Genomic DNA, 13205 nt, shown 5'->3' with positions numbered 1-13205 from the left:
TGCTGAACCTATTCGGCTTTTAATCTCAATGAAGAGATCCATTCCTTAGGTGCTGTGTATTCGAACTTGATTTTATCACCATCCCTTACTTTCTGAACGCCTTCCAGCAGGATTTTGTCACTATCGTCAAGGCCGCTGCTCACCACATACAGATCCGGCATTTCACCGGTGATCGTGATATTTTTGGAGTGTACTGTTCCGCGGGCATCTACCACAAATACATAGATCTTATCCTGGATCTCGTATGTTGCTTTCTGTGGGATCACCATTGCCTGGTGCAGGGGAACAAGCATTTGTACTTCACCTGTTTCACCATTTTTCAGCAGCTTGTCAGGATTTGGGAACTTGGCCCTGAAAGCGATATTACCGGTTTCATTGTTAAATTCACTTTCGATCACCTCCACATTTCCCTTGTATGGAAGTGGCTGGTTATTGGCCAGGAGCAGGCTTACTTTATTGTCAGCACGTCCTTTTATATTGGTCTGATATTCCAGGTATTCCGGTTCCGAGACATTGAAATAAGCAAACATCTGGGTATTGTCGGAAAGGTTGGTCATCAGTTCACCTTCATCTATTAAACTTCCTAGTTTTAAAGGAATACGGTCGATTGTCCCGTCAAAGGGAGCCCTGATCTCGGTAAATGACAGGTGCAGTTTTGCCAGCGAAACTTCGGCTTTTGCCTGTTCCAGTTTGGCCTGGGCTACTGACTGCTCATTTTTGGAAACTATATTTTTATCGGCAAGTGTTTTGGCATTTTGCAGTTCTATCTCTGCAGATTTGTACTCGGCCTGCGCTTTAAGTAATTCTGCCTCATAAACTTTGGGCATAATCCTGAACAAAAGCTGACCTGATTTAACCGACTGTCCTTCATCAACATAAATGTTCTGAAGGAAGCCTTTCTCCTGAGACCTGATCTCAATGTTCCGTACAGATTTAATCTGCGAAACATATTGTTTTGTAAACGAGGTATCAATCCTGATCGCACTGGTTACAGTAAACTTATTCTCTTCTTTTTTTTCTTCTTTTTTAGATGTACAGCTTGCAAGGCATAACAGGGCGATTAAGCCTTTAGACACAATTAGTCTCTTCATAGTATAAAAATGGTATTTAAGCGTTTTGAGTGCAGGAACCTACAGATTCCTTTGGACGTAAAAATTGATCAGTACACGGATGGGCTGATTGATCCCAACCGAAAGTACTGGCAGATTTTCTCTCAGATTCTTAATACCCTTTGGGTAATATAAAGAGGTGATGTATCGCCGCAGATTTGCGGGATGATTTTAAAGCGGTTAGTGTAATAATTAGAAACGATGAGCTCAGCTGATGTCAGGTACAGCCAGTCGGGCAGGCAGTATTTTACGGGAACAAACTGATTTGTTCCGGCATCATCGGCATCATGATCACCAAGATATTCTTCCTCAACATCAATATCTGCATCCTCAAAAAAGGTATTGTTCTGATCGTTGTTTGATAGTTTAGTATGAGGTTTTTTCGCTAAATCACGCGGAGAAGAATGCTGGCGCAGAGAATGATGCGTATTCGCATACAGGGTTTGCCCTCCGCAAAGCAGAAGGAGACCCAGGTATATGTAAAATACAAATCCTCTCATTTGGCGCTAAAGTAATCAAAGTAATTATAGATTGATGTACTCATTTGAAAATATTACCAGCCTATGCCGTAATCTTCCCCGTGATTGCTGGATCCGCCCCATAAGCTATTGTGCTTCCAGTCGAAAAATATCGCATTGATCGGGCCGCTGGTACGTTCGCTGTAGCTTAGGATATAGCCCAGCTTCTTCAGCTCTGCACGTGTAGCCTCAGGGGTATTGCTGTTGAGCAGTAGCTGTCCGGGCTTTGGCTCACGGTCTGAAGTCTTGCTGCCTCCCAGTGATAGCCATAACTGGTTTGTATTGATATTTGCTGCTTCAGAAGCCTGCTGTACGTTCATCCCAAATTCAGAAACATTTAAAAAGAACTGCAGCAGGTTCTGGTCCTGGGTATCTCCGCCCTGTACCGCTGATGATAAATAAGGTTTACCATCTTTTAATGCCAGTGCCGGCGACAAGGTTACCCTTGGCCTCTTGCCCGGCGCAACTACATTGAAGGGATTGATTGCCGAATCCAGCACGAAGCTCTGCATCCGCTGGCTCATGCCTATCCCAGTGTTCCCGGCTATACAGGCTGGCAGCCAGCCACCGCTTGGCGTAATGGATACTACCCATCCCTCTTTATCTGCGGCCTCAACGGAAGTAGTACCGCGCCATAACCTGTCCTGGTAATCCGCCTTGGGCGTATTGTTCGTCATGTCGTGTTTGGGTGCAAAGTTGCGTTTGCTGGTGTCCATTTCAAAACCGCGGCTTTTGAGCAGATTGATATATGGGTTTGTTTTTCCTTCAAAGGGATATGGATTACCGGGCCCGATGTTTGGATCGTTTTTATCATATCTGATCAGCTGGGCACGCTCTTTGGCGTAGCCCTTGCTCAGCAATCCCATCATTGGTTCCATCGGTTTCTGATAGGGATCACCGTAGTAAAAATCACGGTCGGCAAAAGCCAGGTTCATTGCCTGGTACAGCGTATGGATATATTTAGTGCTGTTGTAGCCCATGCTCTTCAGGTCAAAGTTCTCCAGGATGTTCAGCGCCTGCAGCATCACCGGTCCCTGCGTCCACTGCTGCATTTTGTAAACGTCTATTCCCTTATAGTTTATCATCAATGGTTTTTCTTCCAAAGGTTTCCAGCTGGCCAGGTCCTGCATCGTGATCAGTCCCCCCTGTTCTCTCGCGCCGCGTACAAACTCCTCCGCGATATCTCCCTTGTAAAACCTGTCATAGGCAGCCATCAAAGCCTGTTTGCGGTTTTTACCCTTTTTTAACGCATCCTTTTCTGCTGCTACCAGTTTTGTCAAAGTAGTCAGCAGGTCTTTTTGTACAAAAATCTCCCCCGCTTCCGGAGCTTCTCTTTTTTCTCCCGCATGCGGAAAGAATACTTTTGAACTATAAGGCCATTGTTTGATCAGAGCTTTACCGCGCTCCATGGCATTGGCTGCCTGTGCCTCAATCGGATAACCTGCTGCCAGTTCCATTGCCGGTGCCAGTACCTGTTCAAGGCTTAAAGTGCCATAGTTGGAAAGGATATAGATCAATCCGCCCACCGTGCCCGGTGTAGTTGCTGCAAGCGGCCCATATTCCGGCGGAAAGTTATATCCTTTGCTTTTGAAAAAATCTGCAGTAGCACCCGTTGGGGCAACTCCCATTGCATTGATCGCAATAACCTGTTTGGTTTTTGGATTATAGATCAGTAATTGTGTTTCTCCTCCCCAGCTCAGTGTATCCCACATGGTGCATGTGGCCGCAAGCATGGCACAGGCGGCATCAACTGCATTCCCGCCTTTTTGAAAGGTGATGGCCCCTGCTGTAGCGGCTAATGGTTTGCCCGTGATGGCCATCCAGTTACGTCCGTGCAGTACTGGTTTCTGGGTTTGCTGTGCCGATGCAGAAAGCACCATTGCAGATATAATGAGAGTGGTTAAAAGTCGGTTCATATGAGCTGTAAGAGCCTAAAAATAATGAAAATTAGATGAACAGAAAAGAATAATTTCCGGGGACAGCTGTCACATTGTAGATACTATGGTGGTTTAAATCACTATATTCGCGGAATTGTTTATAAAAAGAATTTTTAAGAAAATATATGATACTGGAACAACAACTGCAGCAAAGAAGCCAGGGCGAATGTGAAATATGTAAATCGGCGGAGCCACTGGAATTGTATGCAGTACCGCCCCAGTCTGCACAAAGCCTGGATAACTCTATCCTGATTTGTACAACCTGCCTTTCGCAGATCGAGAAACGCGATGAGATGGACAAGAATCACTGGCGCTGTTTAACGGCAAGCATGTGGAGCGAGGTCCCGGCAGTTCAGGTTGTTTCTTACCGGATGCTGAAGCGTCTGAGCGCTGAAGGCTGGGCGGCCGATAATCTGGATACGATGTACCTGGATGAAGAAACACTTGCCTGGGCCAAAGCAGTTAATGATGATGAAGCGGACGAAGTGGTTGAAATCCATAAAGATGCGCTTGGCAGCCCCCTGCTGGCTGGTGATGCTGTAGTATTGACAAAAACCCTTGACGTAAAGGGCTCAAGCCTCAATGCCAAACTGGGTACGGTAGTAAAGAACATCCGTCTGGTAGAGGACAATACTGATCAGATCGAAGGCAGAATTGAAGGTCAGGTCATTGTGATCTTAACTAAATATGTGAGGAAGCAGAACTAAGCTGTAGTTTTTATGATTAAAGCTTCCGCTGTTTCATTTTCTCGAGCGCTGTAGTGTAGGTTTCGATTTGTTTCTGTGAATAATCAGGAAGAGGTTTTGAAGGCTTGAAGTTAGATTTGGCCATCATTTCGGCCCTGATCTTCGCAGCCTGCTTTTCCACATCGATCGCATTCTGCTGCATAGCAGTTGCCTCCCCGTATTTTTTCTGCAGGTAATAGAGATGGGCAAGCGTATCATAAAAGGCAGAGTTGTCAGGGAAAAGTTCAATAGCGCGCCATACCCATATCACGGCCTGCGACAGATAGCTGGCATTGGTGGTACGCATGGTATAAAAGGCCCATGCTCCATTATTCAGATTCATTGCATACTCCATTGCCTTTCTGCCGGAACTCACCAGTGGCGTGGTGGTACCGCTTTCCAGCATCACCACCCGGGTAATTGATTTGGTTACGATCCGGGCAGAGTCGGCCCTGATCGCTTTAGCGCTCATCGAGGGCATGGAAGAAAGGTCTGGCACCGGATCTTTCACCGTGGCGCCAAATTTGGCTGAATCAGTTATTACTGTGGTCTTCCTCGTCGTTGTGTGCTGCCCTGTTGGCGGAAAACCATTGGTTTGCGGTACGTGGATCGAGTCACGCTGTGCAAGATAATACTGCTGATAATAGGAAGAAGCATTCCGCAGATACTTAGTTGTGTCTTTAACTGCGTAGTAGTATTCCATCAGCCTTGACATGTTTGCAGCATAGCTCTTCTGCCAGTCGTTATTCCAGGTAGACTGTGTAAAGGATGCAGTCTGCATAGCCAGCGCCTCGTTTTTTGTCTTCTTTGCCGCCGCCATCGAGGCATTGATAATTTTGTTGTTCATTTTTACCCGTTCAGGATATGGCAGCGTTTTATACAGGCTATCAGTAAGCTTTAGGTTGATCCTGGTGATTTTATAAGCCGTACTGGAAAGCACCGGCCCCAGTTTCATGATAAAAACGATCGTCTGATAGTTATCGGCAGCACTAACGGGCAAGAGCCTTGCATAAGCATCGAGGACATCCTGGTTCACCGGAAGATCAAGCTCATCATATTTCAGAAGGTATCTTTGCATAAACTCAGTGTTCCTGTTGCCTTTTTGATATTCCTGGGTATACTTTGTTAAGGTTTTCGTCTTTGAGAGTTGAAGCGCCCTGTCAATGTCTTTCATGTACCGGTCTTTTCTGCTGTCGTAGCCTGTGGTCTTCAGGATCAGGCCCCCCTCACTGTCGAGAAACAAATGGCCGGGTAAAGTAGTAACATTATATTTCTGTGAAATGCTGTCTGCCCCATTTGATGGTACAGCAGTCCTGTTGAGACAGATAAAGGCAGACTGGTAGCGTTTCAGCAGTTCATCATCCAAAGGGACGGGATAATACGCATTACTGCCCTGGTTTACCTCTACCAGTACGTATATTAATTTATGCAGTTTTTTTGCTTCCGCTTTCGCGTCTTCAAAGGTTCCGGAAAAATAAGGCATTTTCTGAGCATTCAGCATGGTAGCGGACACCAGCAATACTGACAAAATGAAGAGGCGTTTCAAAATGTTCATGATTAAGAGATTATAGTCCGAATATACATTCAAATTATCACTAAGACAATTAATTTCTGCTGAAATTAAAAAGTATCAGGAGTGGTGTGCAAACAGATATATGGAAAACTATACAAAATCCGATCAGGGCCTGCGATTAGCGGCCAGACAACCCAGAGGAGTGTTAATTTTTGAGATGCCTGGGGCATGCGATTAATGCACAACCTTATATCCCGGATCTTCCATAATATTTACTTCGATCACAGATTCTGCATTCTTCAGCAAGATCCTGCAATCTTCGCTGAGATGGCGTAAACGCAGCATTTTTCCAGCCTGATGATAGCGTTCCGTCAGCTTGTTCAATGCCTCTATGGCCGACATATCCGCTACCCTGCTGTCCTTAAAGTCGATCACAACCTGTTCCGGGTCATTCGTCACATCAAATTTTTCCGTAAACGCAGTCACAGAGCCAAAAAACAGCGGACCGTAGATTTCATAATATTTCACTCCCTCGGCATCAATATAATTTCTGGCGCGGATGCGTTTAGCGCTTTCCCAGGCAAATACCAGTGCAGATATTATTACGCCAATTAAAACCGCCAGTGCAAGGTTATGCAGCCATACAGTAATCACTGCTACAGCAATACCTACAAATATATCTTGCCGGGGCATCTTATTGATGATCCTGAAACTCGCCCATTCAAAAGTACCGATGGCCACCATGATCATTACTCCCGTTAAGGCTGCCATGGGCACACGTTCAATGATGGGCGCCCCGAAAAGAATGATGACCAGAATTGTCAGCGAAGCGATGATACCGGATAGTCTTGCCCTTGCGCCTGCATTAAGGTTAACAAATGTTTGGGCAATCATGGGGCATCCTCCCATTCCGGTAAAAAAGCCATTCAGGATATTTGCTGTGCCCTGAGCAATACATTCCCGGTTGCTATCGCCCCGCGTTGCCGTGATTTCATCCACCAGGTTCAGTGTCAGCAATCCTTCGGTAAGACCAACGCCCGCCATAATCAGCGCATATGGAAAGATAGTCTGCAAAGTAGCCAGATTTAAAGGGATCTGTGGAATATGAAAAGGCGGGAACCCACCACTTACAGAAGCAATATCTCTTACGGTTTTCGTGTCAATATGAAAACCCAGTACGATGAGGAAAACCACGATAATTGCTATCAGCGACGGAGGGACAGCTTTTGTAAAACGCGGCAGCAGTAAGACGATGGCTATCGTTAGCGCTACCAGTCCGGCCATTACATATAAAGCATTCCCGGACAGCCAGATCAGCTGTCCGTTCACTACTGTTTTAAATTGTTCAAGCTGTGCCATAAAGATAATTACAGCCAGTCCGTTAACAAAGCCATACATTACAGGTTGTGGCACCAGCCGGATAAATTTGCCGAGTTTAAACAAACCGATGGTGATCTGGATCAGTCCCCCGAGTGCTACCGCTGCAAAAACATATTCGATGCCCTGCGACTTCATCAGCGCGATCAGCACCACCACAACCGCTCCCGCACCGCCGGAGATCAGCCCGGGCCTGCCCCCAAAAACTGAAGTCACCAGACCCATGATAAAAGCAGCATATAACCCTACCAATGGTGGAAATCCGGCCAGGATTGCAAAGGAAAGTGATTCAGGCATCATCGTCATTGCTACGGTGAGGCCGGCAAGGATTTCAGTTTTGTAATTTATTTTACGGGAAAAGTCAAACAGGGAGTAGGAACTGGGCATGTGCAAACTTACAAATTTCTGCGCATCACCTTCCTTCCTGCCTGCAGAATATAATTTGATCATATTTATTGATAGAATAACATAATATTGTGTATTAATGGCGCGAGATTTGTTTATCCACAATATATGATTAAACACACGCTCTTTTTCATCCTGCTACTTACCACTATCGGGGCGAATGCTCAAAATGCAAACAATGCCATATCTACCAATAATGTTGTAGGTGATACCGCTGTAAAAAAAGATCTGATCGATATTGCTAAAACGTTATTTAATATCAAAAGCAGGCCCAGGACAAAACCTGGAGAGAAAAAAGTGTTCTTTTCATTGTTACCCATCGGAGGTAACGTACCCGGGGGCGGCCGTGCGCTGATCACTTCCACCAGTGCAGGATTCTATCTTGGCGACAGAAAAACTACTTATATATCCAATGTTACATTTACCCCATACTGGAACCTGAAAAGCCGTTTTGGATTGCCGCTCAGGTCTAATCTTTGGCTTAACGGCAGCGACTGGGTAATCCAGGGCGATACACGGTTCCTGTTTTATCCGCAATCTACCTGGGGTATTGGCAGCGGAAAAGAGGAAAACAGCATGCTGGTGAACTATAAGTATATCCGCTTTTATCAGAGTGCACTCAGACGTATTAAACCATATCTTTATGCAGGATTAGGTTATAACCTTGATTATTTTATCAATGTAAGAACCGATGCTCCGGGACTTGCAGCCTTTAGCGGTTATAAAACTGGTACCGGCGACGGTGAAAACTCATTCTCATCAGGTATCTCAGCAAATCTGATCTACGATACGAGAAATAACGCTATCAATCCATTACCGGGATCTTATCTGAATGTAAGTATCAGAAATAATCCCAGCTTCCTGGGCAGCAAAACCAGCTGGCAATCAGTCTATGTAGATGCCAGGAAATATATCTCGCTCAACACAAAACCTCACCAGCAGAACACACTTGCTTTCTGGACCTACTTATGGACCGGACTGAATAATGATATTCCCTACCTGAACCTTCCAAGTATCGGATGGGACCCCAATAACAAATCCGGCCGCGGTATAGACCAGAACCGCTACAGAGGTAAAGGCTTGGTTTATCTGGAAGCTGAATACCGCAGGGATATTACCGATGACGGGCTGTTTGGTTTTGTCGTATTTGCCAATGCCACATCAGTTACAGAACAGGATAACAAATTCAAAAGGCTGCATCCGGCAATCGGAACAGGTCTTCGTGTAAAGTTCAACAAAGCTTCCAATACCAACATTGGTGTTGATTATGGTGTAAGTAAGGGTTATAAAGGATTTACCATTAATCTTGGCGAGGCTTTTTAGCCTTAGCGCTTATGGTGCTTTGTTCGCCATCACCATCACAGTATAACTATGCTCACCTACTATGGTCTGAAAAATAAAATCAGGCGAAACATAGTAGGTGCTTATTTTTTTATCCTCGATGTTCTGCTCCTCTTTCTTCTCTGTTCCGGCTGCTACGATCTCCTTTAGCAGTACATTGAAATGTGTGATTCCGGGTGCCTGATAATAAAGCTGATTGATTACCCCATGATCAGCCTGAATCCTGAACCATGCCATAGCTTTGGCTTTCTCAGCCTTATGCTTGCCAAATGACCAGGTTTGATACATCTGCAGCGCTTTTTCACCCGATAGCTCAGGATGCAATGCCCATCCGGCTTTTTTCAGGCTGTCGGTCACCTTCAGCGCAGGCCGTGCAATAAATGATTTCAGTTGATTCAGTTCCAGATTCTGTGCCCGGGTATGGAAAGCCCAAAGGCAACAAAGAAAGGCAAGGGCATATTTCATGGCTGTAAAGGTATAAAATGTACAACGCAGATCCACCGGCAAATTGTATATTTGGGGCATGGCTGATTTAAAAACAGAATTTACTGTAGCATTTGAAGGTGAAATTATCCCCGTGATTGTTACTGAAGTTGAACAAGAAGATGATTCGGTATTTTACGCTGAGATCCCCGGACATGAGCGCTTCGAGATCTTTTTATCGGAAGAAGATATGTGGGTCACAAACGATGAAGTCTCCGTAGATGAGGATCTTATTTTTCTGATCGGTGATACATTTGAAAGTCTGCAGCCCTAAACTGCAGACCACCCGCCCTTTCAGATTTATTCTGTTTTATCCTTATCTTTTTTCCTCACCAGTTTGAACTTGATCTTGCCGTCTTCTCCGTCAAGCGCCTGGATATGCACCACAATCCCCTTCATCCTTCTTTCCCTGATTTCCTTTTTATCGGTAATATCTTCATCCTTTTTTGGATTTCGCAGCGGCACATCCAGTAAGATATTGGTACCTGCGCCCATTGAATATACACCTTCGATGTCCATATTGAGGACACTGGAATTGATTTTCATCGGGTTGATTGTTACCTTCTCTCCCCTGATATCAAATTTTCCGTTCAGGTTATTGATCACAATATTATTCAGGTCACGGAAAGGAAAGGCAAACTTGCCTACACTCTGTAATTCCTTATAGTCTACAAGCGCGCCATTTTTCAGGTCGAAGATCACAGTACCGTTCATCGAACCCGGAATCACCTTTCCTTCCGCAGTGATGTTCCCGGATACATTTGTACGGGTAAAGAAGTTGCCTCTCAGGTTTTTATAGGTGGGCGACTTCAGCCCGAAGTTATCAAATGAATAAAAGAAGTCGCGGATGCTCACATTAGAGACCACGGTATTTACCGCAAAGCGGTTTAACTTACCAATCTGCGTTACACTTCCATTAAGCTTAACCGTCCCGCCGGCGTGTTTCAGGCTTGCATCATTCAGAAAAAGGCCTGCATCCGAAAGCAAAAAGGTAGCCGTAGCACCTGTACCGAGGAACTTGTTGTAGTGCACACGATCCACTTTCAGGCTGATCGCCGCTTTTCCCTTTTCCAGCATCTGGTTCAGCTGACTGGCGGAGACATTGCTTTTACCTTTGGACTTAGCCACTACACGTCCTTTTCTGGAACTCAGGAAACCCAGGAACTCACCAAGGTAGATATCCGGGCTGCGCATGTTCCAGTTGAACATAATCTTTTCAGGTGCATTGTAATACAGGTTCAGGAAATTTTTGATACTTCCATCCATAAACACGATACTTCTGCCGCTCTGTAACCGGATATCCTTAATCATGAGATCTTCTTTCTGGAAATCCAGCGTAATGGACGTATTCTTAAAATTTACGTTCCTGGGTACATAGCTTACATCGGCATTCTTAACGCTCACCACTCCCCTGAGCACCGGTTTATTCAGTTTGTAATTCACCAGATCTGCCGAATAATGCAGTTTCAGATCTGCTGTTCCTTTGGTAAATTTCAGCATATCGTCCCCAACAACATTGTTCAGTTTTGATACGTCAAATTTAGACCTGAATGTTCCGGTAGCTACCGGTTTTTCAAAATTATGCAGAAAAGCCGTGTCTATCGTAAATGGTATATCAGCATATGTTCCTGAAAACCGGTAAAGCTTCACAGCAGAATTGGCATCGCTGAAGCCCTTGCCGTTGATAAAATTATTGGTGTAAACACCAGAGAAATTAACGTGATCAATCACCGCACCAGGACTGGTCAGCTTATTGGCTTTCACCGAAGCATTCACCAGGATCGATGGGTCACCGCCCCCTCCCATATCACCGTCGATGATACATTTTACGGCAATCGGATTGTCAAGATTAAACATATTGAGGCGCGAAGCGATATTTGGTGCCAGCAAAGCTGAAGCGCTCTTCCAAAGAATACTGCGCGCTTCTACGGCAATGGTAAATGCTGTGGGCTCTTTTGCGATATTGAATTTTGCCCCGATGATAAAAGGATCATCACCTATATTTAAAATATTTGGTTTCACCTCGATTATTCCCAGGTCGTTATCATATGAAATGTCCATCCTGCCCTGCAATACTTTATCCTTGACAAAACTTCCCCTTTTGGTATTAAAAGCCAGGCTGCGCACAAGCGTTTTGAGGTTCACATCTGCCTTCCAGCCTGATGAGGGGTAATCCACCTTACCACTAAAGTCCTGAACGGCAAACAGAAACAGCTTGTTCCCTTTCCTGTTGTCCAGGATAAAGCGCACATTATTGAGGTCGAACCTCCTGATTTCTGCCGGAGAAGCACTTTCTTCTTTAGATTCTGGTGTAGCGGATGTTTTTTTCTTAAATACGGAGGTATTGCTATACCCTGTACTGTCTGTGTATAAATACGCTTCGGCATCGTTAATTGATATCCTTCTGATCTCAATCGTGCCCCTGAGCAGCGCCATTGCGTTGACAGAGATATCAAAATCTTTTGCAGTCAGCAAAGAATGATGATGTATCTTCCATAAACTATCCCTGATCTCCACGTTTTTGAGCGATACAGATACACCCGGAAATCCTTTCAAAAATGTAGGTTCCATAGCGCCCACGGTAACACTCCCATTGATGTTCCTGTTCAGTTCCTTATTAATGGAAACCAGCAGCTCCTTTTTATTGAGGTTTACATATATCGCCAGTCCGATAAAAACGATAACAATGAGAATAATCAGGGCAGCAAAGACTTGGATAGAGCGTTTTAACCAGAGAGGCATAGCGTGGTGTTTAATATCATAAACATTTAAATACGCCATTTGTTTAAGGCTAGATTTGTTGATAGAAATTGATTATTTTAGTACTATAAATTCACACACATATGAATACACTAAATTTTTCACCAAAAAGAACCCTAACGTTTCTTCTTGCACTCAGTTGCATCCCGCTGGTTTGTTTAGTATCTGCTGCTCCTGCGCAGGCCCAGTCAAAAAAGGAAGTCACGAGGATTGCCTTTAAAAAGGATAAGTTCAACCGCATATTCCTCCCGGCGAAGGTAGATAAGGATACCATCGCACTGCTGTTCGCCACCTATTCAAAAACTTTACGCTTAACACCTTACTTTTACGAAACCAGGCAATTATGGCCCAGCTTTGAGCGACTGGTATCAACTGATAAATATGGTGGCCCGCACAGTAAATCCCTTTACTACCTGCCAAGGATTGAGATCGGCCCCCTGAAATTCCGCAACGAAGAAACTGTCATCAACCAAGCCTTTCCTGATTCCATTGCCACAGGTTCTACCGGAACCCTGATGGTTTACCAGTACAACTGGAAAATCAACAATGACAGAAACGAGATGCTGGTTTCCAAAACACCATTCAGTGCGGATCAGGCATATACAACCATCAGCTATAAGAATAATACCTTTCCAACTGCCGTAGTGAACATCAGCAAGGTAAATTCTGAATTTATCCTCGATCTTGGATCAGGCGCAGGATTTCTTCTGAGCAGCAGCACTGCGATCGGACAGGCCGTTATTGAGGATTATCATTTACGCCCCGCCAGGACCGTCACCTCCAATATCCATTCCGATAAACTGGTAGATACGATCTATGAAGCGGTAATCCCGAGCATGACCTTCAATGGAATTACGCTGAAGAACCAGAAAATAGTCATTAGTTCTGCTGCACCGCATAACATCATCGGTACTGGTTTCCTGGGCAATTACAACGTGATCCTGAATAACTCAAAAAAGAGAAAGATCCAAAGCTCCATGATCCTTGAAAAAAGATTAGTGAATTAGGGTAGCATACCTGCGCTATGTATTTCAGTT

11 protein-coding genes are annotated in these 13205 nt (G+C 44.8%); 4 read left to right on the top strand and 7 right to left on the bottom strand.

All coding sequences use genetic code 11. The features are described from left to right. Window positions 1-8: 8 nt before the first annotated feature. The 3 genes from FN831_RS10140 to FN831_RS10130 all read right to left on the bottom strand — a co-directional run bounded on the left by FN831_RS10140 (window position 9) and on the right by FN831_RS10130 (window position 3543). Window positions 9-1091, bottom strand: coding sequence for an efflux RND transporter periplasmic adaptor subunit (locus FN831_RS10140; protein WP_142528102.1), 1083 nt, complete (start codon window positions 1089-1091; stop codon window positions 9-11). A gap of 122 nt (window positions 1092-1213) precedes the next feature. Continuing rightward, entirely contained in the window at window positions 1214-1609 is a 396-nt protein-coding gene (locus FN831_RS10135) for a hypothetical protein (protein WP_142528101.1), read from the bottom strand. A 53-nt stretch (window positions 1610-1662) separates the two neighbouring features. Then, entirely contained in the window at window positions 1663-3543 is a 1881-nt protein-coding gene (locus tag FN831_RS10130; RefSeq protein WP_142528100.1) for a gamma-glutamyltransferase family protein, read from the bottom strand. 146 nt (window positions 3544-3689) lie between these two features. On the opposite strand from FN831_RS10130, the gene FN831_RS10125 reads away from it, so the two are divergent. After that, window positions 3690-4271: a PhnA domain-containing protein gene (locus FN831_RS10125; protein ID WP_142528099.1), complete on the top strand. Its 582-nt coding sequence runs from the start codon at window positions 3690-3692 to the stop codon at window positions 4269-4271. Window positions 4272-4287: 16 nt separating this feature from the next. Here FN831_RS10125 and FN831_RS10120 read toward each other — a convergent pair whose 3' ends face one another. After that, the gene (locus FN831_RS10120) at window positions 4288-5844 is read right to left on the bottom strand and encodes a hypothetical protein (RefSeq protein ID WP_142528098.1); all 1557 of its coding nucleotides are present in this window, start codon (window positions 5842-5844) and stop codon (window positions 4288-4290) included. A gap of 192 nt (window positions 5845-6036) precedes the next feature. Then, complete coding sequence (locus FN831_RS10115) at window positions 6037-7566, bottom strand: SulP family inorganic anion transporter (protein WP_142528153.1); 1530 nt, start codon at window positions 7564-7566, stop codon at window positions 6037-6039. Window positions 7567-7692: 126 nt separating this feature from the next. Between FN831_RS10115 and FN831_RS10110 the strand changes: the two genes are divergently transcribed. Further along, on the top strand, window positions 7693-8907 hold the full coding sequence (locus tag FN831_RS10110; protein WP_142528097.1) for a BamA/TamA family outer membrane protein: 1215 nt from the start codon (window positions 7693-7695) through the stop codon (window positions 8905-8907). Between the two features lie 9 nt (window positions 8908-8916). Here FN831_RS10110 and FN831_RS10105 read toward each other — a convergent pair whose 3' ends face one another. Continuing rightward, complete coding sequence (locus tag FN831_RS10105; protein ID WP_142528096.1) at window positions 8917-9390, bottom strand: hypothetical protein; 474 nt, start codon at window positions 9388-9390, stop codon at window positions 8917-8919. Between the two features lie 58 nt (window positions 9391-9448). Here FN831_RS10105 and FN831_RS10100 point away from each other — a divergent pair, with 58 nt between their 5' ends. Then, on the top strand, window positions 9449-9682 hold the full coding sequence (locus tag FN831_RS10100; RefSeq protein WP_142528095.1) for a hypothetical protein: 234 nt from the start codon (window positions 9449-9451) through the stop codon (window positions 9680-9682). A 26-nt stretch (window positions 9683-9708) separates the two neighbouring features. On the opposite strand, the gene FN831_RS10095 is transcribed toward FN831_RS10100, so the two are convergent. Next, the gene (locus FN831_RS10095; RefSeq protein ID WP_246101449.1) at window positions 9709-12189 is read right to left on the bottom strand and encodes an AsmA family protein; all 2481 of its coding nucleotides are present in this window, start codon (window positions 12187-12189) and stop codon (window positions 9709-9711) included. Between the two features lie 62 nt (window positions 12190-12251). Between FN831_RS10095 and FN831_RS10090 the strand changes: the two genes are divergently transcribed. Further along, window positions 12252-13175, top strand: a complete 924-nt coding sequence (locus tag FN831_RS10090; protein ID WP_142528094.1) for a hypothetical protein — start codon at window positions 12252-12254, stop codon at window positions 13173-13175. The last annotated feature ends 30 nt before the right edge of the window (window positions 13176-13205 follow it).

This window comes from Pedobacter westerhofensis (genome assembly GCF_900182595.1).
Taxonomy (GTDB): Bacteria; Bacteroidota; Bacteroidia; order Sphingobacteriales; family Sphingobacteriaceae; genus Pedobacter; species Pedobacter westerhofensis.
This window is presented reverse-complemented; position numbering and strand designations above follow the sequence as displayed.